The organism is Enterococcus sp. AZ084 (genome assembly GCF_051714905.1).
GTDB lineage: Bacteria > Bacillota > Bacilli > Lactobacillales > Enterococcaceae > Enterococcus_B > Enterococcus_B pernyi.
Genome location: NZ_JBIOSS010000003.1, coordinates 37,396 through 61,213 on the forward strand (window position 1 = coordinate 37,396; position 23,818 = coordinate 61,213).

Annotated in this window: 26 protein-coding genes and 1 pseudogene; 7 read left to right on the forward strand and 20 right to left on the reverse strand. The window is 36.3% G+C overall.

Features of this window, described 5'->3' with window-relative positions; genetic code table 11:
• Positions 1-175: 175 nt before the first annotated feature.
• The gene (locus tag IGI79_RS14545) at positions 176-1,045 is read right to left on the reverse strand and encodes a LysM peptidoglycan-binding domain-containing protein (RefSeq protein WP_410301157.1); all 870 of its coding nucleotides are present in this window, start codon (positions 1,043-1,045) and stop codon (positions 176-178) included.
• A gap of 133 nt (positions 1,046-1,178) precedes the next feature.
• Between IGI79_RS14545 and IGI79_RS14550 the strand changes: the two genes are divergently transcribed.
• Together IGI79_RS14550 and IGI79_RS14555 are read left to right on the forward strand one after the other, a co-directional pair.
• Positions 1,179-1,439: a helix-turn-helix domain-containing protein gene (locus tag IGI79_RS14550; protein ID WP_169059152.1), complete on the forward strand. Its 261-nt coding sequence runs from the start codon at positions 1,179-1,181 to the stop codon at positions 1,437-1,439.
• Entirely contained in the window at positions 1,436-1,843 is a 408-nt protein-coding gene (locus IGI79_RS14555) for a hypothetical protein (protein WP_169059153.1), read from the forward strand. Before IGI79_RS14550 ends, IGI79_RS14555 begins: the two co-directional genes overlap by 4 nt.
• An 883-nt stretch (positions 1,844-2,726) precedes the next feature.
• On the opposite strand, the gene IGI79_RS14560 is transcribed toward IGI79_RS14555, so the two are convergent.
• From IGI79_RS14560 to IGI79_RS14575, 4 genes are all read right to left on the reverse strand, one after another.
• On the reverse strand, positions 2,727-3,116 hold the full coding sequence (locus tag IGI79_RS14560) for a hypothetical protein (RefSeq protein WP_438846108.1): 390 nt from the start codon (positions 3,114-3,116) through the stop codon (positions 2,727-2,729).
• Positions 3,117-3,330: 214 nt separating this feature from the next.
• Positions 3,331-3,768, reverse strand: a complete 438-nt coding sequence (locus IGI79_RS14565) for a hypothetical protein (RefSeq protein ID WP_438846109.1) — start codon at positions 3,766-3,768, stop codon at positions 3,331-3,333.
• A complete protein-coding gene (locus tag IGI79_RS14570; RefSeq protein WP_438846110.1) occupies positions 3,693-4,178 on the reverse strand; it encodes a hypothetical protein in 486 nt (161 codons plus the stop codon). The genes IGI79_RS14565 and IGI79_RS14570 overlap by 76 nt, the downstream gene beginning before the upstream one ends.
• Before the next feature lie 445 nt (positions 4,179-4,623).
• A complete protein-coding gene (locus IGI79_RS14575; protein ID WP_326273978.1) occupies positions 4,624-4,896 on the reverse strand; it encodes a hypothetical protein in 273 nt (90 codons plus the stop codon).
• A gap of 1,048 nt (positions 4,897-5,944) precedes the next feature.
• On the opposite strand from IGI79_RS14575, the gene IGI79_RS14580 reads away from it, so the two are divergent.
• Positions 5,945-6,907, forward strand: coding sequence for a helix-turn-helix domain-containing protein (locus IGI79_RS14580; RefSeq protein ID WP_438846111.1), 963 nt, complete (start codon positions 5,945-5,947; stop codon positions 6,905-6,907).
• 121 nt (positions 6,908-7,028) lie between these two features.
• Here the strand turns inward: IGI79_RS14580 and IGI79_RS14585 are convergent, their stop codons facing one another.
• Positions 7,029-8,123: a replication initiator protein A gene (locus IGI79_RS14585; RefSeq protein WP_438846112.1), complete on the reverse strand. Its 1,095-nt coding sequence runs from the start codon at positions 8,121-8,123 to the stop codon at positions 7,029-7,031.
• Positions 8,124-8,475: 352 nt separating this feature from the next.
• Between IGI79_RS14585 and IGI79_RS14590 the strand changes: the two genes are divergently transcribed.
• Both IGI79_RS14590 and IGI79_RS14595 read left to right on the forward strand, forming a co-directional pair.
• The gene (locus IGI79_RS14590; protein WP_066026106.1) at positions 8,476-9,309 is read left to right on the forward strand and encodes a ParA family protein; all 834 of its coding nucleotides are present in this window, start codon (positions 8,476-8,478) and stop codon (positions 9,307-9,309) included.
• A gap of 13 nt (positions 9,310-9,322) precedes the next feature.
• A complete protein-coding gene (locus tag IGI79_RS14595) occupies positions 9,323-9,631 on the forward strand; it encodes a hypothetical protein (RefSeq protein WP_066026107.1) in 309 nt (102 codons plus the stop codon).
• A 278-nt stretch (positions 9,632-9,909) separates the two neighbouring features.
• On the opposite strand, the gene IGI79_RS14600 is transcribed toward IGI79_RS14595, so the two are convergent.
• From IGI79_RS14600 to IGI79_RS14625, 6 genes are all read right to left on the reverse strand, one after another.
• Positions 9,910-10,203, reverse strand: coding sequence for a type III secretion system protein PrgN (locus IGI79_RS14600; protein ID WP_438846113.1), 294 nt, complete (start codon positions 10,201-10,203; stop codon positions 9,910-9,912).
• A 146-nt stretch (positions 10,204-10,349) separates the two neighbouring features.
• Positions 10,350-11,171: a hypothetical protein gene (locus tag IGI79_RS14605; protein WP_438846114.1), complete on the reverse strand. Its 822-nt coding sequence runs from the start codon at positions 11,169-11,171 to the stop codon at positions 10,350-10,352.
• 235 nt (positions 11,172-11,406) lie between these two features.
• Positions 11,407-11,589, reverse strand: coding sequence for a hypothetical protein (locus IGI79_RS14610; RefSeq protein WP_438846119.1), 183 nt, complete (start codon positions 11,587-11,589; stop codon positions 11,407-11,409).
• Positions 11,586-11,933 (reverse strand): hypothetical protein, encoded by a 348-nt coding sequence (locus tag IGI79_RS14615; RefSeq protein WP_438846115.1) that lies wholly within the window; start codon positions 11,931-11,933, stop codon positions 11,586-11,588. The genes IGI79_RS14610 and IGI79_RS14615 overlap by 4 nt, the downstream gene beginning before the upstream one ends.
• Positions 11,926-13,251 carry a Y-family DNA polymerase gene (locus IGI79_RS14620; protein ID WP_438846116.1) on the reverse strand — a complete coding sequence of 442 codons (1,326 nt, stop codon included), beginning with the start codon at positions 13,249-13,251 and terminating at the stop codon, positions 11,926-11,928. Before IGI79_RS14620 ends, IGI79_RS14615 begins: the two co-directional genes overlap by 8 nt.
• Positions 13,252-13,470: 219 nt before the next feature.
• A complete protein-coding gene (locus IGI79_RS14625) occupies positions 13,471-13,902 on the reverse strand; it encodes a helix-turn-helix domain-containing protein (protein WP_438846117.1) in 432 nt (143 codons plus the stop codon).
• Positions 13,903-14,084: 182 nt separating this feature from the next.
• On the opposite strand from IGI79_RS14625, the gene IGI79_RS14630 reads away from it, so the two are divergent.
• Entirely contained in the window at positions 14,085-14,699 is a 615-nt protein-coding gene (locus tag IGI79_RS14630; protein WP_430608522.1) for a recombinase family protein, read from the forward strand.
• 23 nt (positions 14,700-14,722) lie between these two features.
• On the opposite strand, the gene IGI79_RS14635 is transcribed toward IGI79_RS14630, so the two are convergent.
• The 8 genes from IGI79_RS14635 to IGI79_RS14670 all read right to left on the reverse strand — a co-directional run bounded on the left by IGI79_RS14635 (position 14,723) and on the right by IGI79_RS14670 (position 22,841).
• Entirely contained in the window at positions 14,723-15,073 is a 351-nt protein-coding gene (locus IGI79_RS14635) for a type II toxin-antitoxin system PemK/MazF family toxin (RefSeq protein ID WP_077151823.1), read from the reverse strand.
• Entirely contained in the window at positions 15,067-15,330 is a 264-nt protein-coding gene (locus tag IGI79_RS14640) for an AbrB/MazE/SpoVT family DNA-binding domain-containing protein (protein ID WP_086311655.1), read from the reverse strand. Before IGI79_RS14640 ends, IGI79_RS14635 begins: the two co-directional genes overlap by 7 nt.
• 491 nt (positions 15,331-15,821) lie before the next feature.
• The gene (locus IGI79_RS14645; protein WP_438840849.1) at positions 15,822-16,172 is read right to left on the reverse strand and encodes a DUF7006 family protein; all 351 of its coding nucleotides are present in this window, start codon (positions 16,170-16,172) and stop codon (positions 15,822-15,824) included.
• A gap of 20 nt (positions 16,173-16,192) precedes the next feature.
• Entirely contained in the window at positions 16,193-17,671 is a 1,479-nt protein-coding gene (locus IGI79_RS14650) for a helix-turn-helix domain-containing protein (RefSeq protein WP_438753825.1), read from the reverse strand.
• 563 nt (positions 17,672-18,234) lie between these two features.
• Positions 18,235-20,556: a WxL domain-containing protein gene (locus tag IGI79_RS14655; RefSeq protein ID WP_438840847.1), complete on the reverse strand. Its 2,322-nt coding sequence runs from the start codon at positions 20,554-20,556 to the stop codon at positions 18,235-18,237.
• A gap of 13 nt (positions 20,557-20,569) precedes the next feature.
• The gene (locus tag IGI79_RS14660; protein ID WP_438840846.1) at positions 20,570-21,610 is read right to left on the reverse strand and encodes a DUF916 and DUF3324 domain-containing protein; all 1,041 of its coding nucleotides are present in this window, start codon (positions 21,608-21,610) and stop codon (positions 20,570-20,572) included.
• Between the two features lie 84 nt (positions 21,611-21,694).
• A complete protein-coding gene (locus tag IGI79_RS14665; RefSeq protein ID WP_347082642.1) occupies positions 21,695-22,510 on the reverse strand; it encodes a WxL domain-containing protein in 816 nt (271 codons plus the stop codon).
• Between the two features lie 16 nt (positions 22,511-22,526).
• Complete coding sequence (locus IGI79_RS14670; RefSeq protein WP_347082644.1) at positions 22,527-22,841, reverse strand: LPXTG cell wall anchor domain-containing protein; 315 nt, start codon at positions 22,839-22,841, stop codon at positions 22,527-22,529.
• A 687-nt stretch (positions 22,842-23,528) separates the two neighbouring features.
• Here IGI79_RS14670 and IGI79_RS14675 point away from each other — a divergent pair.
• A pseudogene (locus IGI79_RS14675) lies at positions 23,529-23,818 on the forward strand (IS4 family transposase); the annotation flags it as partial.

Sequence of the window (23,818 nt, forward strand, 5' to 3'; positions counted from 1 at the left end):
TTCTTTTAAACATCTTTGCTTTCAATAATTCCCCTCCTAAAATTTCTAATAATAAGGAAAATTAACGATACAGGGTGCCCGAATCACAAGGCATTCACTTCCTTTCTTAGCCTAGAAAAAACAAAGAAGCGATTCAAGATTATAATCTTAAATCGCTTCTAGATAATTAATTATATTAATAAAAATCTACTGAATAGCTTAAAACCTCTCCATTTGACCAAACTAAAGGTTTAGAAGTAGAACGCATACCAAACCATTGACTATCGGGATTCATAACTTGTGCTAACCCCCATTCAGCTGCTTCGATGTTCGTCTTGAATTCCATGCCACTATTACCTAGTGGTGTTACACGATATAATTCTTCTTCTGGACCAGTTTCGTTTCCTCCTGAACCATTATCCCCACCTGTTGGCGGTGTTGTTTCTGTACCCCCACCAGAAGAACCGTTATCGCCACCAGTTGGTGGTGTTACTGTATTTCCTCCGCCTGTTGAGCCATTGTCTCCTGTTGCTGGCGGTGTGACTGTACCTCCGCCTCCTGTAGAACCGTTGTCAGCGCCAGTTGGTGGTGTTACTGTATTTCCTCCGCCTGTTGAGCCATTATCTCCTACTGCTGGTGGTGTGACTACTTGTGAGCCTTGATTATTGTTAGAACCAGTTGTCGGTGCTTGTCCAATTGGTTGACTTGGATCTATTTTATCTTCGTCTTTCACAACAGACTGCGCAATTGTTTCTCCTTGAGGGTTTTGAACAGTGACTACATTACCTTCAAATACTAATTTATTTCCTGCATAAATTAAATCTACATTTGCAATTGAATTTCTTTCTGCCAGTGCCTTCACTGTCATGTTTGTGGCTTCTCCAATACCGCTTAAAGTATCTCCAGTGACGATTGTGTATTCTTTACCGTCTGTTTTTGCGATATCTGCTTTAATTTGTTCGACTGAACGAGGTGTCCATTCTGTGGCTTCTGCCTTTTCCGTATGAATAGCTAACGCCATTCCTCCAACTGTTACTCCGATTGCTAACACTTTTAACATTTTCATTTAGGTTCCTTCTTTCTTTTTTTATCTTAAATTAAGCATACCTTACTTAGCATGCTTAGTCAAGCATAAGTTTGATATTTATATTTAATTTGGTATACTTTTTTTAGTATCTAATATTTAGGAGGTCTTTAAAATGAAATTAACTGAAATTCAACAATGGGGTAAAAAAAATCTACTCACCAGACAACAAGCTGCTAAAATCACAGGACAGTCTTACACTGCATTCTCACAGACAATCAAAACAGGAAAGATAAAACCTTTTTTTGAGTTTGGAGATTCAGGACCTTCGGTAGTTAGACTTTATTTAAAGAGTGACATTGAAGAATACGCACAGCAATTAAAAACTAAAAAAAGCATTGTCTCAAAAAGCCAAAATATCGAGAAAAGCAAATGAAATCAAAATTATTCCTAGTTCTCCCAATTATCTTTATTTGTTTAAGTTCCATTTTGATTTACCAATCTCGTAATAGAAGAAATGACTACCGAAGTACAATAGAATCCTCATCTATACCTGAACCTTCTGCTTTTGAACAACTACAAAAAGGAAAAAACAAAGAAATAGTTGACTTAGGAGAAGCAATGATCACCTTTGTTCATTTTGAAGACGTCAATCAGGCTATTCTCTCGATAGGTGACGAAGAAATTCATTTCCCGCTATCAGTCACAAACATCGATAAAAACCAATTTGAATTAATCGGTTTGGCAGATAGTCCATCTAATCTAACGATTGGCTCAACGTTTGGACTAGCTCAAGATACAAATCAGCAACATTATTATTATCCACTCGAAAACGAATGACGCCTAGCCTAATAGTTGCCAGGGAACGCCCTCCTCACAAAAAGGACGCTTAGTTTCTAGGAGTAAAGTATTGTTGAGACTTTCAAAAAGGTATTCTTAAACTAATAAACTAAAAATTGGAGTTTAGGTTTTAAAAGATCTCCCTGGCAACTATTAAGCTAGGATTCACTTACTTATAATAACTATAAATTAAGCATATCAAACCGACTAACTTTCGCCAAACGATAACCTGTGTCTTTTCATACAATTTTAATAAAACGATGATTAATATAGACCAATTATTTTTTTTATTGATAAAAACGATTTAATATTGGTTTTATTCAAAAATAATTTTCAACCATTTTGGTAAAGATAACATTTTTAGTTTATAATTAATTACAATAACCTTTTTATTGTAAAAGTATTCACATTTTGAGGTTTATGGTACCCATCCATACGAAAATGCACGGTAGGAGTCCGGACAAAGAATTTACTCATTAAAATGACATGTAAAATTGACTGCTACAGTAACTATTTGCACTATCAAATCGACTTCAATGAAATCACTAAAAAACCAAGCACAACAAAGTACCACAAAAACAATAGGACTAGCGGAAACCACAAAAGTCCGAAAAAATAATAATTCCAATAAACTACTGATCCTAAAATCATAGCAAAAAAACCACTGATAAAGATTCGCCAAAACCAAATTGCCAGTTTTCCAAGACGTCTTTCGTATTCTAATGTCCATTCATTTGAAACCATAATTTGCGACCTCTCCTTCTGCTAATTTCATCGACTTCATTTCTACTATTAACCGATTGTTCAATTCTCCATTAGAACCCCTAATTCAGTTTCTTTTTGTGCATATTATCCGACAAGGCACATTACATTCCACCATTCATCAACAACATAAAATAGTGATTGCAGCAATCTGATCCATTACATACATTGACCATCCGTCAGAATCTTCAACAATTAGCTCCCCACCAGGTTTCATATTCCTCCATGCAGCGATTATCTCTTGGCTACTGAGGCCCGTTGAATCTATTTCATGGAAAAATAATTCTCCACTCGATAGATAAATCGATAAAATTTCTTTTTTTTCTACTTCCTCTTTCTCATTAGTCATAGATTCGTTAACTACATCTGGTGATTCTTCATCAGTATATTCAATCTCCAGATTTAGATTCTTAACATTTTCCTCAAAGATTTCCAATTTTCTAGCCTTAAATGTTTGATTAACCAAAATGGCTAAACCTACAGTTAAAATTGTTAATAACCACATAATCAAACGAAGCCCTCCGGTCAACTCCTCCCATGTAGTAACAAACCTGGTATTAGCACTAATTGACCAAAGATCCTGATGATTCTGCAACCATAAATTTACTAACAGTGCTAATATTATGCATACATACATTCCTGCAGTTAGCCATACAAGACTTTTTTTGTGCATCTTATTATCATTCACCGCTTTCTTTATTTTTGTTTATATTCTGCCATGTCTTTTAGTAATTCCGAGACATTTCTTCGGCAATGATACCTGGAAGTTGGTTACGCTGTTTTCGTTGATGATACGACTGTGTGATTCTTTCTCTATCGACAACGAAGTAAATTCCTGCTTTCGACCGTACAATCTTTGCTACTGGGACTTCTTTCACCAGTTGCCCTTCTTCCAAGTTATTCACGATTCTCAATGAATGGATATATCGTAAATGGATCAATTGCTTTTGGTATAAAGGGGTAGCGTGGACGACAGTATTCGTGACAATATATGCTCGTTCGCCTGGTAACACTTCATCATGTTTGAACTGAATATTGCTCGCAAATAAATCTTCTTTTCCGATCACAAACTCCAAATCCTTCTCCTCTAACAGTAGTTCTTCCAATTGGAACAACCGTTTCTTTTTATCTTTATTCCTCTTCTTTGCGGTAGATTTTGCCATATATTTTCCCCTTTCTTTTGTTTCTCGTGTGAAATGATCACACCAAATTCAGTGATTTTCATTGTCTCTGTGCAATGCAATTGACGAATCAGTCGTTCCGTCTTTTTTGCATGCCACGCTGGTTGTTCGGCGATCCATCGTTTAAGGTGAGCTTTAGCTAATTGTGATTTTCGTTGTTTCTGCATATAATCAAACAACATGAAATACTCCTGCATTGCCTCGACTCGGATGATTTCGCCATTTTCCATGATCCTTAGTGCCTTGCTTCGCTGTAATTGTTGAAACAACTTGAGTTGTCTTTCTTTTATCCAGTAATCATTCGTTTCAAACCAACGCTCTAAACTACTACGCTTGATTGACTTGCGCTTAGACTGCCGCATAAAAGCAAGTAGAACTTGTATTTCAGTCATTCAACTCACTCCTATTTCGTTTGTTTTAAAGACATACCTGTTCACAAAGAACCGCAAACAAGTAATAAAAATGGTACGACACTTTTCGGATAAGTGGGAACCTGACCGTTTTAGGGGGACGGACAACCTATCTCTCTTCATCATTTTGAGAAGTACAAAGTATTTCTTTTCAGAACAAACAGCTGGGTTTTAAGGCGTTCAACTGCGCTACTTTTCTCGCCACATGCCAGAGACACGATCTCCTGCTCAAGTTACCACGTCAAGCAGTCTGTCATTTTTGAATGTATCTATCTCGCCAGACAGAAAACAGCGAGACCTTTCTCGTTCATTCCAAAGCCAAACACAACGCCTTGGATAAACGTCCGATACTATCCAGTTTTCAAGGATCATGTAAACAACGATAATCGTTCTTTACAAACAGCTATGTCTTTCGTTTAACGATCTTTCAAGCCCAGTCTTTCACTTTCATTGGTGGTTCAAGCATGACCAGGGATTGAGCCAAATGTTTTTTCTTGGCCATAATCTTTCCACCACTCTCAACGACTGTTTTAATTTTGGGATAGAGTACCTCTATTTCTTTAACCGTCAGGTTCGTTTGATGAACAAATTTTCCATTTCCAAGATTTGCCCATATACTTCCATCGATTAAACGAACGGTAATCGCTCGTTGTAAAATCAATCGGGGAGAACAGGGCTTCATTTGCGCTGACTTATTCATTTTTTTCCACTCCTTCACTAACTTTCTCGAACACATATCAGAAAATAAAGGCAAACAAAAAGAAGGAATTCCACATGTGTGAAATTCCTCCTCAAAGATTGTAGTTGTCAACAACGCCCTATAACACCTAATTTTATCGCTCGTTTTACACGTACTCCCCCACTGAATCAAACGTGTAAAAAAACGATTCGTATTAGTCCAAGTCCATACACAAACGTTCGCGCTCATCATCTGTAAAATCACTTTTTAAGATTGTTTTATAAAAAAGATTTTAAAAATAAGCAAAAACGAATGAATACCCCTCAGTTGTTTGTTATAATTAGCAACGTTGTAGACATCGTCTACAATGATCAAGGAGCAATCCATTCAACATGGGACAATGTTGTTTGGACCCTTTACTCTCAACGACCTTCCAACTGATTGGCGTCAGTTTGAAGCGAGAGAGCTAAAGGTGCTCCTTTTTGTTTGCCCTCATTTCAAGAACTAGACTAAAATGTCTAGCTCCTTTTCGGCGAACAAAATCTAGTACTTTATTTAATTCTTTTTAACGATAACATGCTTCTTATCACCCTGGCAACAATAAATTATCCTAAATTTATTCAGACTCTATTCTCTTTTAGTAAAAATCCCCATCGATAAATCCCTCTAGATCCTTATTTAATTCAAGAAATAAACGCATACCTATAGGTTTCCTAACTAGAAATAATTTGTCTTAATAGTTATTCTAATTTATAATAAATTTATGAGGAAAAATTTTTAAAAGATAATAAAAAGATTCACAAACCAGATTAAAATAATTGGTCTATATCTAATTAAGAGTCAATAACCATAATTAAGGACGAATGATTTGCGCATCTCGTGGATCGATTGGAAATGGAAACATCAGCAGTCCCCCCTCTCGTTAAAAATTTATGTTGTACAACATTTAATTGAATCGACGTCTTAATTAGCATACAACAATTAGAAACAAAAGTCTGGTAAAAAGTGACGATGTGCTAATTTAGCACATCGCCATTTTTTTATTGACATTCAAAGGAGGATATGTTAAATGGAAATACATTCATTGATTCGAAGCTTACGTCTCAAACATGGGCTTAGCCAGCACGAAGTTTCAAAAGATATTATGAGCCGCTCTGCCTACTCCAGATTTGAGTTAGGAGATCGGGCATTAACCTCTAATGAATTTGACTTGATCATGACAAGATTAGATGCTCAAGTTTCCGATTTAAACGATATCGAAAATTTAGAAAATCCTCTTGCGGCACAAATCAGGCAACTGGTTCAAGATTATTTGAACAATACACTTGACTTGAGCCATTTGGAAAAACTATATTTACAGCTCAAACACGATAATAATAAATCTATGCGCGCTTATCGAAACTATTTATTCTTAAAACATCAATTTAATCATGTGCTTCCGATTATTGATCCAATTACGACAAAAGAAATTAATAGACTTTTTCTAGAGATAAAAAATAAAAACCATTTAACCAATTATTATCTTCAGTTAATCGCTGACTTTACTCCATATTTCTCAAAAGAACACCTTATTTACTTTTTTGAAACATTAGAGAAGTATCCTGTCGAATTTATCAGTGCATTAGATTGCCAGTATTTACATGTCTTTCCTACCACCATATCCAATATAACCGATGCTCTGATCGACCTTGCCGTTTTAGATAAAAATGAACTAGACCAAGAATTACTCGCTTACGCAAAAGCTAGTTGTGACAAATTGAGTCAAATTTTAAAAATAAGTCCTTTATTCAATTACAATCTGTTACTGACTCTATTCAGAATTCGTATTGAGTTTTATCAAGCGCAAACCAAAGCAGAAAAATCCATTGCATTAGAAAAAGCTAGAACCTATCAAAAAGAAGTCGAGTTTATCGCGAACATGCGGAATTATGAAGGAAATAAAATACAAACAACCGCAGATATTGTTTTATATAGCCTAAATAATCTAATAACTACCGGAATGCCTGGGAAAGTCGCTTACTTTATTGACTAAAAACGCTCATATCACGATTAAAATTAACAATTCTAGCAAGTAACTTGTAAATTTTTTACTGATAAAGACACATCAGCTACGCTGAGACACACCTAGACAATTCCCATAATCACGACTGATTTTAACCTTCGTTGAGCCAATCATGCAAAGGGACTTTCGGTAATTTTTCGCTTGATTCAGCTTGTTGTTTTGCAGCAATCGGATTTTCCATAAACCAGTTCTTAACGTAAACAAAGATTAGATTTTGAATATTTTCAACTTTTTCTGTTTTCTGTTTTTGATAGGCTTTTAAAAGAGTTTGATATAATTCTTGCTCGGCATTAAGCCCATAAATATCTAGATCCTCAAAAATAATTTTAGTCTGAGTATCTTTTTCTGATTTTGCTTTTGCGTTATGGATTGTCTGAACGGTCTTTTGAGCTTCACTGTAACTAGACGAGAATGTTTTAATCAAACTTAGTACTCGGTCAGGGACAAACGTGGCAATACTATTGTCTTTCATGATTGTTTCAAAATTATCTAGCAATAATTGATCTTGTAGGTGGTCTTTCTCTGTGTCTATATTGTGTCTATTAGTGTCTAAAGATTCTTTAATATAATAATCTTGTGCGATTTTCGCATTCCCAGTATTATCAACGGTTTCCGCACTATTTTTACGATGTGCGATTTTCGCATTCCCAGTATTATCAACGGTTTCACTGATTTTGTCTCGACGTGCGATTTCCGCATCTCGTGACTCGTCTGTAGTAGTGGCAATGTTAGTATTCTCGGATTGTTCTCTTTCTTTTGGAACACTCTGAATAAAGAGATCGTCAGCTGTTATTTCAGGCTGTAACAAGTAGTATTTATTTTTTTCATTTTTTTTAGTTTTTGGATTAAATTCACCTTGCACAATTGATATTAGGCCAAATGTTTCCAACTCTTTTAAAATACTTTTCACTTTTCCTTGATAGCAATTTAATTTTTCCATTAAATCTGATTGGGTAAATTCTAAGTAAAGCATTCCATCACTATCAATCCATTTTTCATGAAAAGCACGTCTAAATTCATTTTTGAACAACATATAAGCAAGCTTGGAGCTATCTTTTAGTTTTGAGTATTTAGAATTATGAATTAAAAAACTTGGGAACTTATAGTATTTCTCGATATAAATGTCTGTTGCTTTATATCCCATATTTTTTATAGTGTTTTTTTGTAATTGAGATTTAGAGGACACGATTTTTAACCTACTTTCGATAAATTTTGATTTATATATACTTTAGCCTTATTTATTCTCATAAATAGCATAAAGTATTTTTTGTAATAAGTAAACATTTTTATTTGGTATAGAAATTTCCCTATTTCTAAACTTCTAAATATAGAAATAGGGAAATAAAGAATTATCCCTATTTCTATATTTTAAATAATACAGTTTTAAAATACTGATATATTAGGGTTTTTGACTTAAAAATAATTATCGTTATAGAAATTTCCCTATATAGAAAAAGGGAAATATAGAAAAAAAGAAAATTCTATATTTCCCTTTTTCTATACCTGTGGTATAATTGAAGTGAAAGTGAGGGATATTCATGAATTGGAATAAATATAATGATAAAGCAACGACAATTACTGTTGGAAATTATAAGGGCGGAGCGGGTAAGACAACTAATGCAACTTTGCTTGGGTATACTTTATCTAACTTAGGTATTAATACCTTGGTTATAGATTTAGATCCACAGTCAAATGCAACTAAAGAATTAATGTTAACTAAATTTATTAATTCTCCTAAGGAAGATACAATTGTAAACAAAACATTAATGGCAGGAATAAAAGATGGTTCTCTTTTAGATTTGCCGGTTTTAATTAAAAAGGATTTATCACTTATTCCATCATTTATTGATTTTGAAGGATTTGCTAAATATGTTTATAAAAACGCTAAGAACGATCAAGAAGAAGATTTCTTTTTATATAAGTATTTTGAACCATTAAAAAAGAATTATGATCTTATTATTTTGGATGTTCCACCTATGAGTATTGAAATTACCAAAAATGCTGTAACTTCATCTGATTTCGTTTTAATATCCCTCCAAACGCAAGAGTATAGTTTAACTGGTGCTGAAAGTTATGTTGAAGAATTAGAAAAGCTTACTAATTTATATAACTTAGATCTTGATGTAATCGGTATTTTACCAGTTTTAATGAAAAACAATGGTAAAGTTGATGAATACATTTTGGAAAGTGCTAAAAATAGTTTTGGTGAAGAAAACTTTTTTAAAACATATATACCTCAAATGGAAAGAATTAAAAGATTTGCGATTAACGGTATTACTGATCAGGATCGACATGATAGAAAAGTTTTATCAACTTATGAGCTAGTTGCAAATGAATTATTAGAACGTCTAACCCAATTTAATAACCAATAGGAGATCGATTATCATGGCAGAAAAAAAACTAGGATTGCTTAACAAGCAAAATACTTTAGAAAGAAAAAAAGGGAATATACTTCCTAAGCAGTCTTTTACTGAAAGCTCTGAGGATAGAATTGCCAAAAAGAAAATTGAGTTTAGGAATCAAAAAGGAAGTATAAAAGTACCTCTATCTACTAAGAGTGAACTAGCTGCTCTCAAAGATATTACGAAAACTAAAACAGATTATGAAATCATACAAATGTTAATTGATTCATATGTTCCAACTTTGGAAACATCTAAACAAAAAAGGTTTAGGTTATTAACAGAAGAAGAATAACAAAAAAGAGACTAATTTAAAGTCTCTTTTTTTGTTATTTATTAATATAGAAATAGGGAATTTTCTATATTTTTTATAGTTGATTGTTGTTAAAAATATGATAATATTAATATAGAAAAAGGGAAATAGGGAAATTTCCATATTATTAATTATTTTTTGTTATTTAACAGCTTTTGATTTAAAGTAAAATGATTTATAGTTTCGTAAATTTATATAAATATAAAAAAGAATATAAAATTTTCTATCCTTTTTATTTATATGGAAAATTAAAATATTTATTATTCAATATGTTTCTTTTTCTTTTTCCCTTTACTGATCAAATAAGCATCATAATCTTCTTGAAGTAGTAGTAGTTTATCATACAGATCAGACATGTTTAAGCTTGCCGCAAGCCCTAAGTCATAAATGAAACCTGCAGGTAGTGATTCAACTCGTCGGTTCCGTGTGATCCAACTAGCGACAGTCCCTTGACTATAACCATAGGACTCACAGAATTGATCGACAGTAACTCCTAGATACTTGATAATAAATACGTTGATTGGGTGGGAATAAACAAAGGTATTTCGAGACATGGTGGGTGAGCCTACCTCTCCTAATATTATTGCGAACGCAATAATATTTTAACGTTTATACCATGCTATTGTCTACTTCTTTTATTCACTAGGACTAATCCCTCATGTCGGCATCAAAAAAATAGGCTTAACCCCTTCTTGCTTTTCTATTCTTTCTTCATCCATACTAATGATTCGTCTTCTACAAAATATTCGCTAAATTCTTGTTCATTAATGACCATGAACGTGCCTGGAAAGAGTTTTAGAAGGATTTGTCCGTACTCTATCGCAATCATGCCACGCGCTGTTTCAAAAGCGACTTTCCCATTTTTCGAGAATTTCTTTGTTTTTTTAATCGCCGTATTCCCGCAAAAAGTTCTCAAACAGCCGTATTGTCCTTTAGTATATTTCAAATACTCAAAGGGTTTTTCATTAAAACAATTCCCTGTCGCTTTTATTCTCGTTTGCTGTTTCTCTGCTACTAACCAACTTTTCTTAGTCGAATGCTCTTGCAAGCGTGCTTCTACTGAAATAATCGAGCCATCTTCCTGTTCTAAATAAATGGAAGAATAATAATCCTTTGAGATCGGAACAGCCTTACTTAATTCTGAAATCTGTCTTCCTAATAAACGACAACCAGTTTCCTGGGCGAACGTATAAACCAAATATTCTGAACCATCTTTGAACAAGAGAGAATAGACTTGATACACTTTTTTTGGCTTCGCCTTTTCCTTTTTGGGGACTGCAGCCAACTGTTGAATCACTGGTTGTTTGACTTCGTGTGTTTTTTCATACTCCATTAATTGTTTTACCATAGGCTGTAGCTTATCTTGTATTTCTTGATACTTCTCACAGTATAGACAATAACGATCCTTACCAATCGGATGAAACAAATCCGGATCGGACTTATGTTTCTTTTTGATTTCTTGCAATTTCTCCTCGTAAAAATATTTCATTGTCAGCATTTGTTTGTACTCTGATCGATTCACTTCTTTTACTCCTTTTGTATATTATCTACACATCATAAATTTTTTCTTCAAATAGCTTTCTATTTATTCTATCACACATCAATTCTCTTTATTTTCAGTAGAAAAGGGATCACTAAAACAACTAAACAAAAAAATAGCGTTAGATTTTGGAAAGGGTGATTTAGCATCTATTCGACTTTCCTTATCGCTATTTTCTGTACGGATGTTTCAGTGACCCCTAAATCCCAGTACTTATCTAACTCTCTTCATACGGCGCAATATAATAGTAGAAACTATGATACCCTGCGCTAGCTTCCACATAAAAGGTAAAGCATTCAACGCCAACCTCGTTCATCAATTGTTGCCCATATCCCCAAATTTCCTCTAGTAATTCTTCATAGCAAATATAGCGCCATTCGTACTGCTGAATGATATTCATAGCTGACTCCATTTATCTAACTCCTGGATTTCAATGTGGCGAATTTCATCGTAATGGACCTTATACTCTCCAATAAAAATGCCTAATTCATCATACCCATGAATTTCTCCCTTAATATCATCCGGATAGTAGCCTTCAGTATCACGTTCTTCCTTTTGGACACAAACAACTTTTCTTTTCAGGACAGCAGCGTTCAATACTTCCGTAATCTCTTCAGTCGTCATTTGTTCTTTGGCCAAGTTTAGATTTGCACGCTGCTCGACGTCGGCATCGATCTTTTCTGTGTGATCTGAAAGATAAAAGCCTGCCCATTTCAAACGTCCTCGATCATTGTATTCAATCATTATTAAGCCCTCCATTGCCCCCAGCATGTCCACCAACCAATGTACTTCTAGTAATACTACGTGCGCCTTCTAACTTAGAAGAAGCGTGTACAATCGACGTAAATCCATATTTCTGTCGGATCTTGTCGATAATCTTATCTAGTTTTTCCTCATTGATCTGTTGTTGTGGATCACTAAACAAATCTAGCTGAAGCGAATCCGTATAAACGAGCTTACTGTAAGTAATTCCAACGTGCCTTACTTCTTGTCCTTCATAATATTTGTTGAAGAGATAAAGGCAATAGTACTGAAGCTCTTTCGTATTATCAGTGAGCGGGATTTTCATTTGGTGAGAAAACCCTGACTTTGATTCCAGGATCGACGTCCCTATATACAAGCGGACACAACCAGTCTTGCACTTATGCTGTCGAATACGTGCAGCCACTTGTTCCGCCATTTCCTTCACCACGATCTCGACTTCTTCTTTCCTCGTATAATCCCTCGGTAGCACCTGAGAATTGCCATAGGATTTCTCTTTAGTTGGTTCTGGCGGTTCTGCGATATCCGTTCGATCAATCCCATTCGCATGAAAATAGAGCTGTAGTCCAATAACCCCTAGTTGCCTCTTGAGCGCGTAGGGGTCCCAATTGGCTAAATCTTTAATACTCAGGATACCCATGTGATTCAATCTTTTTTTCATGCGTGATCCGATACCCCAAAAGTCCGTCATTTCTTTAATCGCCCAAATTTTTTCTTGCACATTTTGATACGTCCATTCCGCTATAAATCCCTTATTATGCTTGGCTTCATTATCTAAGGCTAATTTAGCTAAAACAGGATTATCACCAATACCGACGGTCGCGATCAAACCAGTTTGACGGTAAACGTGTAACTGTATCTGTCTTGCGAGCTGTTTTCGTCTCTCACTTCTTGTACCAGGTGTCGTAAATAAGTTCAGCGATTTTGTTACCTTTAGAATCGACTCATCGATGGAATAAATCAATAAGTCTTCATCTGCGACGTATTGCCGAAAAATACTATTTACTTCCATATTTTTTTTGATATATAAGTTCATCCTTGGTGGTACAATGTGTAATTCTTTAGGCAAAGGATAAGGTAAATCACGAGGTCTACTGACATTCGTGATTCCATATTTACTTTTGGCAGTTGGTGAAGCGGCTAAAGTAAGCCCTGACCCTGTATTATCTGCTCGACTCATCACAACTAAAGGCGTTGTTAATGGATTTAAATTTCTTTCAACACATTCAACGCTCGCATAAAAACTTTTTATATCGATCAAAAAGTAATCATTTACTGGTTCATTTGAGTAATCAAGCATAACAATCTCCCCCATTCCAACACAATTATACAAACATACGTTCGCTTTTGTAAAGGGGAACTACCTAGAAAGAAAAAAATCAGACAAAAATGTCTGACTTTTCTTTACTCAACTAGATTAACTATTATAAGTAGGTTCTAATTCGCCCTGTTTGACCAACTATATAACCTATGAATCCTAAATGACCTTAGAATCATCGTATGAACACTAAATAGCATGTCATTTTCTACATTCTATATAGATTCTCTTACCTGGACGAATGGATAACCCAAATTTCGTCTTAGCTGGATCGATATATTTTAATGTAACTTGGTCTAAGTTTACGAATGCTAAATTATTTAGTATTAATTGCTTCAGTATCTCTTTTCCGTCTTCAAAATTTTTAACTTCTTTCTGTGACTGAACCGACCAATTATCTTCTTCTATAACATAAAAGTGTGGTATCGGTTCTTTTTTCCCTGTTAAAGCTTCCATGCCATCTCTAGTTATTACTAAAGTTTTTCCGAATAATCTAATTTCTCCATCAGGTATTTTATTAGGATACTTTTTCTTCATTTGTCTCACATAACCTGAATCGTATCCCCATCTTAGGCTGGCTTCAGTCGCAGTCATTAAATCATTGTCATGCAAATCATATTTCTTTTCTGACATATTAGTCTCCTTTTATACACTTTATAGCTTACAAATAATAATAACCTTTATAGTGTATAAAATCAAATAAGTGTTTGTTTTGAGTGTACCCTAAATAGACACTGGCATGACATTGAAAAATCTGGTTTTCTAGTGTATGATTAGGGTGTATTTTAAATAGTTGCAGAAAGTAGGTAAAAATTTTGAGAGTTGCATACATACGTGTCTCATCGATTGATCAAAATGAACAACGGCAAATTGAAGAAATGAAAAAGTTTGGCGCAGAAAAAATTTTTATTGAGAAACAATCTGGAGCAACGATTACTCATCGACCAATTTTCCAGGAAGCTTTAGAATTTGTCCGAGAACAAGATATTTTTATCGTGGAAGCCATCGACCGACTTGGAAGAAATTATGACGAGATCATTGAATCGGTCAATTACCTTAAAAAGAAAAATGTGCAGCTAATCATCACTAGTTTACCAATCATGGCTGAAGCAATTGGAAATCCTCTCCTGGATAAATTCATCAAAGACTTAATCATTCAAATCTTGGCTATGATTGCCGAACAGGAACGTACAGAATCTAAACGACGCCAGGCACAAGGAATTAAGATTGCGAAAGCGAATGGTGTTTACAAAGGACGTCCTAAGTTGTATAGTGCAGACACAAAAGATCCCCAACGTCGCCTTGTTTATAAAAGCATCGTTGAAGATCTTAAAAAGGGTGTTGCGATTGCTAAGATTGCGAAAGACTACAATGTTACGAGACAAACTGTATATAGAATAAAAGGGGACAGCATGGTCAACGACGGATAGTTGGTCATGCTGTTGTTTCTATTTTATTTACTTACTTTTTGAAATACTGTTCTAACTTTCATCAATAACTCATCAACCAAACTATCATGTGCTTTTTCCAAGAAAATACACTCTCTGGCTTCATAATCAATTGTCGTTAATTGATCTAATAATACTTTTCCTGTTGTCTTCATTTCATATTTTGAATTAATATTTACATATAACGGATAGTTTCTAGTTGTACTAGAAATAGGTGCAACTGTAACAACGTTACTATAATCTGCAATAATATCATGACTTAAAACAATATAAGGTCTTTTTCCTGTTTGTTCGTGTCCAGATCGAGGTGCTGTATTCAATAATAGAATATCGCCTTGTCTAGGCTTTCTCACCATTTTTCATTACCTACTGCTTCACCTAAGTTTTGAATCGTCACATGATTTCTTTCGTCAGTATAATTTTCAAATAACTGCTCAATTGTTAATTCATTTTCTAAATTAGCAGCTTCGATGATTAGACGCTTTTGACCGTTTACTTCTTCTTGTATTATCTTCACTTTGTCTTCTGTATGAATTCCAAGATATTCCATAATATACTTTGGCAATCTAAGACCATTACTATTTCCCCATTTTTTTATAGGTAGCATTTCCATATTAGACACCTCTTTCTGTATATACATAGTATAACACATCCAAGAAAGAATGTATATACATAATTATCCTTTCCTGTTAAATTGGATTAACATTCTATGAATTTTTGAACCAATAGAAGCCTTACTTTATCTTTTATTTCTCTTGCTCAACTTCAATGTCCTTTTCTAAATTAAGTTTTTCAGCAGATAAACAGAACGGACAAAAAAGCATACTCTGTTGGTCTCTAGGAAAATATCTTACTGAACCTAATTACGTTAACTGCTAAAAGAACAATAAATAAGAAGCAATAACTTTTAATTTTGATCATACCCCTATCTGAACAAGAAGCTTTACTCACATTTTTCACTAAAAGATTATTTAGTCGTGTTTATAGAGTTGAAAAATTTTTTTCTGGAACAATACTTATCAAAAAGAGTGTTCAAAATGTAATTTTTTGAACACTCTACAAAATCTTTTTCGTAATAATTTGGACGATCTACCCATTAAACAATCATAGAACATTGAAAATTATGGAATGTTTCGGTTCCATACTGAGATCATACCCGCATAATTCTTTGAAATAGGTGTGGTAATCCGTTTCAACCATTCGAATAATGGCCTCATCCGAAAAATTATCAAAGACAAGCACTTCCGAAACAATTCCCAGCTTCGCATCGATCCCTAAGATCTCTGGCCAGACTTGCCAAAAATTATCTTGAGAGATTTGTGCTATGAGGGTCTCCAATCGGTCCGTTTGCCTGTGTAAATAGTCCTTTAGGACTGGGCTTTTTCGTTTTCCTGCTGCTTCAAAAGTTTTATGAAAGCCCTGTAAATAGGCCTCCTTTGTCGTAAATCCTGTCATGCTTCTTTTCCTTCTTTCTTTTAAAAAACAATCCGGTCGATCAATGGATTCAATCGATGTTTGACCCGTGTCCAGTCTTGCGCCGTCGGAAGACTATTCATCAAGATATACTCGGTTTCCAGTGCGTAATCCAAAAGGTACGGTCGGTAGTTGGTGACAATCAGATCAATTTGCGCATCATTCAAGCTTTCCTGCGTCAATTCCTGCAGTGGAAGAAAGAGTAAATTGTAATGCTTACCTAAGAGCTCCTGGGCCTGCAGTCGAATCGATTGCACCACCAAATAATCTCCTTCCAGTAAAAACAAAACCTGCTTGACGGGTTGGTAATAATGAAACAACATATCCATGTATAACGTAAAACTGACGGCCACATCTTCAAAGGTCACTGCTGAAAAGCGAAGTGTCTGTGCATGCTTTTGTAAGAAGCAGGAATTGATCTCATGGATCTGTCCATAGGTTTGCTTGGCCATGATACGGACTTCTTCTAACTCTTTATTCAATACCGGACTTAACGCTTCATTGATCAGACGTGAGACTAAAAACGACGTCATAAATTCCCCTAACGTGTCGGTATCCCATTGTGCAAAGAAGGGATCCGACAGATAATCTGATACCACTTGTTCAAGGCCATCCCACTGATTGAATCGTTGACTGAATGTATGTTCTTGATCTACTCGATGAATCGTTCGCTTGGAAATGATCGATAGATGGACCCAAGCGAATTCTTCCTTTGGCAGATAGATCTCATATTCCTCATGGATCCTCGCTTGTAAAGAATAAAGTAGCTGAAAATCTTTTTCCTGATAATCGACGTTCTTCAACCACTTAGGCAATGAAATAAACTGATGTTGTTTGACACGAACCATCGTGATATAAAGATGGTAATAAAAAGCAGAAACGGTCGTCCCTGTCCCCAGCTCATAATCCCCCAGCTTGCTAGATAGTTCATCCAGAACCAATGCATGCAGCCCTTCGGGCGGACGAATCGTAAAGGGGGTCTGTTCACTGCTGTAATAAAAATCAAAAAAAAACTTGCGGATGTCGGCTTCTTCCCCTACAAAATTCACGGGGGTAAGGGTCAATGTTAGATTATATTCAGCTAAGATCGGTTCAATTTTCACTAAAAACCGACGCAACGTACTTTCGGCATAACTGTACTGGTGTGCCAAGTCAGCTAATGCGATAGGCTCTCCGTAAAAAATCGTCCCGACAATATCAAGGAGAACTTCGTTCTCTAACAGTTGTTCTTTCTTTTCTTGGTATCCTACCCGGTCACGTTCGTCAAAATGAAAACCGTTATACAGTGAAAGCAATTCAATGGTCTTCCCAAAGTAACTTTTGATTGCTTGAACATCTTTGACCATCGTTCGCTGCGAGATCATCAAGCGTTCACTCAAGGCCACGATTGTAAAGTGGTGTTCTCGTTCAATAATAGTCAAGATTCGCATCCAACGTCGAATCTCAGCATTGGTAATAAAAGCAATTTGTAATTCACGCATACCTATCCCTCACTTTTTCATTTTGTTCCTTTTCCCTTCACAATAACCACACAATGTTCGTTAGATTGTTTCTCTTGTGGGCAAAGTTGTTAATTCAAACCTTCCTGTGCGTACCCTTTTTGGGACTTGATTCATTACTTTGATATGGCTTAGGAAACATAATTGATTCGCTAAAATCATCTATAAAGGATGGTCAGTTCTTTCCCCGTAGTTAACTGATCCACAAACAAAAAAAGGCTTTTCTTCATGAATCAGTGCTTCTTTCTTATCATAATACCTCCTTCGCGTAAAAAAAGAAAATTGGTAACCTTTTTCATTACCGACCAATTGGATCATCTCATCGAAATAATCTTTTTCTACTTATATGTATTACATGATCATTCGACGTCCAAAGCCAGTTTGATTGATCAGAGTCTGAGCTATGATGCACTCTTTTTCTGATAGCCCTAAAAATATTACTCCACACATAGTCTTTGGTAATAAAGACTAAATGATAAAATAAATTCTGAATTTTTTCTTTCTGTGAAGAAAAAGAAAAGAGCCGCAGCCCTTTTCTTTTTCAACTAATTGTCGGGAACTGCACTCAATTCCCACGTAAGGGTCGTTTGATAGGTAGCTGTTCTTGGGTTCGCCGTTGGTGGAACTTCAAGGGCGACACTTTCACCTGCACTTTCCCTGTTGCCGAAACGATAAATCCAAGTCCCCGCTCCTTGACCATCGTGCGCGGTCACAAGAAGCGTTTTTTCTTCTGGGATCAGCACAATCCCGTCTTGATTTTGAAGCATTGGTTCGTTAGATTCTTGGACAGATGCAAATTGTTGGTTATTAAGCAACAAACGTGCGCCTCTAAGTTGATTGTCTTGACGATCCGTAAACTGATTATTTTGTGTAACTGCTAATTGCCAACCGTGACGCTCCTCTTTTGGGCGACGATCACTGACTTGGATATAATTTGGTCGCTCTTCTGCGTCATTGATGCTTCCGTCAGCATTCAACAAGCGTTGGGGTTGTGCATAATAGCGCTTGGTCTGCGCAGAAATGCCTTGGGTTCCAAATGAAAAGCGTGACGCAAAATCAATACTCAGTGTCCCTTGTTCTTCAGGAAGCTCAGGTTTATTCTCTGGATCGACTTCAATTTCTGGATTCATCGGATCTACTGGTGAGACAACCTTCATTTCATAAACTGCTCGAATCGTAGTATCTTCGTTTCCCATTGTAACATTTGTTACTGCATTGAAGGGGTCGTCAATCGTACTACCCTCTCCATTAATGATTTCCCATCGAACAAAGTCATATGCTTGGTTTGGATTTGCACGAATCACTGTTTTTTCTCCTGGAGATAGTTGGAATGTCTCTACTTCCGGAGTTCCTCCATTTATTGGATTGGCTTCTAAAACGACTTCGTATTTAATTTCCTCAAATACTGCTCGAAGAATGGTATCAGAACTTCCCATCGTAAATTTAGTGTTCCTCGCTTCTACATCTTCAATTACGCCACCTGATCCAGATACAATCTCCCATCGACTAAATTGGTAGCCCGGATTAGGGGAAGCGCTAATGTCCACTGTTTCCCCTTGAAACACAGAAGTCTTGTTTGACTTAGCATTACCACCTTCTATAGGAAAACTTTCGAACGCTAAATTCTTAACTACAGAATTTGCTGGCCTATTCATAAACATACGGAACCCATGTGCATTACTAGAAGTTGCCCGAAACTCTGCGCCATTTCTCAGTATCAATCCTTTATTACTGATGCCGCTAGGTACAGAAATTCTGTAAGAGTCCCCAAATTCACTTACGGATAGAGTTTGTCCAGTAGTGAGGAGTACTATTCCAATAAGATCGTCCTTTTTGATGAATAATGTATATTCACTGTCGGACTGATAAAAGTATATGGGTTCTTCTAGTAACAAACCATCGGAATTTTTTAATGATATATCTGCAGTAATGCTCGCGCTAGTTCCATAACTAGTTGACCACATAGCCCCAGGCGAGTCTCTAAAATCTATCTGTGAAGCTTGTGAAACATCAAAAAATAAATCGAGATTGTTTCCAGTTGTGTCTTGAACAATATCAGGAAGAATATAACTATCGGCTGTCACTCGCTCACGACGAGCTGCACTACGATCGGATGTCCGTAAAAAGCTAGCAGTCGGTGACATGTTAGCGTTAGATGCTTGAACGTAATAATAGGTTTCAGGTATCAATTCCGGACGTAGTAATTGGTCTCCTCTACTTATAAGCAAAGGGAAATTATCAACATTCCAACTTCTTGGTGTGATATCAAGAAATTGAGTGTCACTATTTTTCTGATGCTCCAGATCATGCTCAGTAACAACGTCTTGGTCCGAATTTCCTTCCATTGAATTGGACTCATCTATTTGTGTTTCTTCCTGATCACAAATTTCAATTTCAACTGAAGATTCACCCACAGATACTTCATACATCCCAGCCACATCGAATACTAATGGAAGAACAAATGTATTTTGCGCACGTTTTGACTGAACAATCCATTCATTAGACTGCTCTCCTTTCTCAACTGAAATCCCTGTTGGTAATTGATCTTTGAGAAGCGTTGCTTCTTCAGGTAAGAATACTCGTGCTTCGGACACTTCTTGATCAGAAAAAAAAGTCACTTTTAATGGCGATTCAATCGTTCCTTGTAGGTGAGAGTTAGAAAAGGAAAAGCGAGGTTCACTTTCTTCTTCCACTTCTAGATAGTTTTTTATGGATGGAAGTTCCAACTGTTCTTCTCCCTGTATCTGCGCCTCTTCTTTTTTCTCCGTGGTTTCCGCATAGACGATGCCTACTGGTAGGAGGAATGCATGCAGAATAAGAATCGTCGTTCCTAAAATGAGCACTCCTTTTTTCATTAGCTTTCTCATAGAATCCTCCTCTCTATCCTTCTTTTTCACTTTCACGTGCTCTTTTCTTTTGCCACATCAGATAAAGCACAAGTCCAAGCATTAAAATGAGCAAAATAATCGCACCGATCATCCACCAATTGGGACTGTTGTCGATCATGACGTCTTCCCGGTTCAACTTACGGGCATCGTCGGCATCGATCGTAAACTCACGAGTCCAAGACCATTCATTGTCTCCCGACTTTGCGGTTAGTTCTAACACGTAGTTCCCACTTCGAAAACGATCTCCCTCTAAAGAAATCGGAAAGTTAAAATTCGAATTGGGCGCCATCTGCATCTTCTCTTTACTGGCCTCATAGAGAACGTCGCTCTCTCCTGCTCGTTTCACGGTAGCTTCCACCGCCAATTGATTGACAAAGGTGGGCGTGAAGTTTTGTAGCGTGGCACTGATCACATTGCGATAGTTCAATTGATCCGCAAACACATCTAATAGTTCCAACTCCGGTTGCACCGAGTCTCGGGTATTACTGACGACCACACCTACCACATGGGCAAATTCATTCTTGATCGCTACCCCTTCTCCTTCTGGTGCTTCACTTTCTTCCTCTTCTTTTACTTCGGTGATTCGTAAACCACCAGCTAAATACCCTTCAAAGGCGTCTTTAGGCATCTGTAAAGGAATGTCTATGACCTTTGTTTCTTTTCCTGCGAGTGTAATGACCTCCGAAGGAGTCATCAGTTCATCCAAGGAGTGAACCAAGGTTGGATCTTCTTCTTCGGCATCTTTGCCATACTCGACATTTCCCAAAGTATTGGTATACGCCGTATGCGGTGTCACCTGGACATTGATTGGTTCTGAACTGGAATTACCGACTTTCAGCTGCAAGGTCTCTTTTTGACCAGGAGCGAGTAATAGCTCATAATACCCTTTACCTTCATCGACTTGACTTTTGGGAAAAAGCGGGGTGACATGTGTATTTAAGGCCGTCTCTTCAGCTTGGGCTGAAATGGGCAAGAAAAGGAAAAGTATCACTAGGAGCCACAGCCCGCTTTGCGTAATTTGTTTGTGTCTCATTTTTTTAATCCTTTCTAAAAAAAGCAGCGCCACAGAGATCTGTAACGCTGCTAGTGACTAATGGAACATGGAAATTGTTACTTCTTAAAGGTCATTTTCAGGTGTTAGTTCTAATTCCCATGTCAAGGTAGAGGTATACGTTACCGCATCTTTAGCAGTCGAACCAGGAACGAATAATTGAATCGCTTCATTCTCTACAACAGCTGCGCCATCTTCTACTTGTTTTGCAATCGCATCATGATCTCCCCAAACAGCCGTCGAGGTACCAGCACCTTTTTGGTTAGCTGCCGTCATAATCGGTACGGCATCATTATTTGGAATCAATTCCAATCCACTTGCATGAATGCTCGGTGCTTGAGCTGCATCATCGATACTGTAGCGTAGGGCCGGATCGAATAACGTGATTTTTGCGCCTTTTAATACCTTGTTTAATGTATCCGTAGGTGCTTCAAATTCTGTTAAACTTACACTTAATTCCCATCCTTCATTGGTACCGCGGGTGTCTTGGACTTGTGCCAAACTTACATAAGGAACTTTATTTTCTTCACCGGTTGTTCCTGTTTTTTGTTGTCTTTCAGCGACCATATTGTAATGCTCATCTGTAGTTGAGATAATTTGTGAACCGAAGTTCATTGTTGGCACAGTTGCGATTGTTAAAGGTCCTTTGTTTTCTCCATCAGGACCAGTGACTGGCGGAATAGTTACATCAGGACCATCCGGTCCAGGATCAACGACTGTGTCATCATTTCCTGGCGTGAAGGTGATTTGACCCTCAGTGGTTGTTTTGCGAACTTCTTGTGTTTCCTTCTCTTGAACAGTTTCTTCGGCGAAGGCTTGTACGCCTCCGGCAAAAATGGTTGTTGATAATGCAGCTACAGTTGCTAACCGGATAAATTTCATTCTTAAATTCCTACTTTCATTTAATTGTTTTTTGTGTTGCTTTTCTTCTTTTGTACCCTAAGGCTAATAAAACGCTACCCACTAAGAAACTGCCGATCCATAGTCCAAGTGAGCTATCAATCATATTGGTTTTCGGCAAAGTACCGTCTGGCTTTTGTGGGCTAGTGCTAGGTGGTGGGTCTGGCGGACCGATTGGTTCATAGGCCCCGGTAAATCCAATCGATCCTTCTGACTCAACGGATTGGACCTGTGTACCGTAAACCAGCAACGGAAACTGCATCGCTATTATTAGGAAACATAGAACGATTATTTGGCCGACCGTTTTTCGCATATTCCCTCCTCCTTTAATGTTCTTCTCAAAATTCATCGTTTTTAAGGAGACAAAAAAAAAGACATTCGATAGAATCAAATGTCTTAAAAAAGTTATTAAATTAGTCTTTCTATTTCAGAATATAAATAGCGAATATAAATTCTAAAAAACGATGGTTTTTGATGCAAATCATTAAACAAAATAAGGATCAACTTGAAGCCTTATTTGCATCTCTTATATTACAAGATTCTCACCAAAATAAATAATCGAAATTTTCACTTCGGTATGCAAATTTAGAAAAACGAATATTAAAAAAGAATCATTAAAAAGAGCGTACAGCAATTTTTTCTCTGGATACTTTTGATTGATCCATGTAATTTAGAAAATATTTTTTGGTCATAAATCGTTACGAAATCTAGATTCAGTCAAATAACGCATTCACTATTTTTCAGAGCAACCCTTCTAAAAGGTGGAAAACTAAAGTTTGATTAAGTTAATTGTTCATGGAGAGTTGACTTAATTAAGCTCGTTTAGATAGTTGGTAGGAACCCAATAGAGTATACTCCAATGTCATTAAGTTAAGGCAAAAAGCAGGAAAACATTTAAGTTTCCCTGCTTTATTTTTTCTATGTAAAAGGACACTCTCTTGATACAATTATTTTAACAATAATACAACGTCATAGCGCTACTTATTCTGGAGGTGCCCTTATGTCTAATACTATCAACATTTCATCCACACTTCAAGCAGCTCATAAAATCAAACAAAATTTAGAAGATCAAATTCGCGGTATTACAAATCAACCTGAAATTTTTGCTCAATCTCCGCTTGATTTTTCACGAAATAGAAAATTATCTTTTGAGACCACTCTCAAAATTATTCTCTCTTTCGGTGGACAAAGTCTTTCTAGTGAATTACTCTCTTACTTTGATTTTACACTTCAAACGCCAACGGCTTCCGCATTTGTACAGGCTCGAAGTAAAATAAAGATTGAAGCTTT

Excerpts from the sequence above, each read along its gene's own strand:
- IGI79_RS14665 (WP_347082642.1), bottom strand. The coding sequence starts at position 22,510 with ATGAAATTTATCCGGTTAGCAACTGTAGCTGCATTATCAACAACCATT.
- IGI79_RS14555 (WP_169059153.1), top strand. The coding sequence starts at position 1,436 with ATGAAATCAAAATTATTCCTAGTTCTCCCAATTATCTTTATTTGTTTA.
- IGI79_RS14635 (WP_077151823.1), bottom strand. The coding sequence starts at position 15,073 with ATGGTGAGAAAGCCTAGACAAGGCGATATTCTATTATTGAATACAGCA.
- IGI79_RS14580 (WP_438846111.1), top strand. The coding sequence starts at position 5,945 with ATGGAAATACATTCATTGATTCGAAGCTTACGTCTCAAACATGGGCTT.
- IGI79_RS14610 (WP_438846119.1), bottom strand. The coding sequence starts at position 11,589 with ATGAATATCATTCAGCAGTACGAATGGCGCTATATTTGCTATGAAGAA.
- IGI79_RS14545 (WP_410301157.1), bottom strand. The coding sequence starts at position 1,045 with ATGAAAATGTTAAAAGTGTTAGCAATCGGAGTAACAGTTGGAGGAATG.
- IGI79_RS14565 (WP_438846109.1), bottom strand. The coding sequence starts at position 3,768 with ATGGCAAAATCTACCGCAAAGAAGAGGAATAAAGATAAAAAGAAACGG.
- IGI79_RS14590 (WP_066026106.1), top strand. The coding sequence starts at position 8,476 with ATGAATTGGAATAAATATAATGATAAAGCAACGACAATTACTGTTGGA.
- IGI79_RS14595 (WP_066026107.1), top strand. The coding sequence starts at position 9,323 with ATGGCAGAAAAAAAACTAGGATTGCTTAACAAGCAAAATACTTTAGAA.
- IGI79_RS14570 (WP_438846110.1), bottom strand. The coding sequence starts at position 4,178 with ATGACTGAAATACAAGTTCTACTTGCTTTTATGCGGCAGTCTAAGCGC.
- IGI79_RS14670 (WP_347082644.1), bottom strand. The coding sequence starts at position 22,841 with ATGCGAAAAACGGTCGGCCAAATAATCGTTCTATGTTTCCTAATAATA.
- IGI79_RS14620 (WP_438846116.1), bottom strand. The coding sequence starts at position 13,251 with ATGCTTGATTACTCAAATGAACCAGTAAATGATTACTTTTTGATCGAT.
- IGI79_RS14615 (WP_438846115.1), bottom strand. The coding sequence starts at position 11,933 with ATGATTGAATACAATGATCGAGGACGTTTGAAATGGGCAGGCTTTTAT.
- IGI79_RS14600 (WP_438846113.1), bottom strand. The coding sequence starts at position 10,203 with ATGTCTCGAAATACCTTTGTTTATTCCCACCCAATCAACGTATTTATT.
- IGI79_RS14575 (WP_326273978.1), bottom strand. The coding sequence starts at position 4,896 with ATGAATAAGTCAGCGCAAATGAAGCCCTGTTCTCCCCGATTGATTTTA.
- IGI79_RS14655 (WP_438840847.1), bottom strand. The coding sequence starts at position 20,556 with ATGAGAAAGCTAATGAAAAAAGGAGTGCTCATTTTAGGAACGACGATT.
- IGI79_RS14645 (WP_438840849.1), bottom strand. The coding sequence starts at position 16,172 with ATGACAGGATTTACGACAAAGGAGGCCTATTTACAGGGCTTTCATAAA.
- IGI79_RS14625 (WP_438846117.1), bottom strand. The coding sequence starts at position 13,902 with ATGTCAGAAAAGAAATATGATTTGCATGACAATGATTTAATGACTGCG.
- IGI79_RS14650 (WP_438753825.1), bottom strand. The coding sequence starts at position 17,671 with ATGCGTGAATTACAAATTGCTTTTATTACCAATGCTGAGATTCGACGT.
- IGI79_RS14660 (WP_438840846.1), bottom strand. The coding sequence starts at position 21,610 with ATGAGACACAAACAAATTACGCAAAGCGGGCTGTGGCTCCTAGTGATA.
- IGI79_RS14640 (WP_086311655.1), bottom strand. The coding sequence starts at position 15,330 with ATGGAAATGCTACCTATAAAAAAATGGGGAAATAGTAATGGTCTTAGA.
- IGI79_RS14550 (WP_169059152.1), top strand. The coding sequence starts at position 1,179 with ATGAAATTAACTGAAATTCAACAATGGGGTAAAAAAAATCTACTCACC.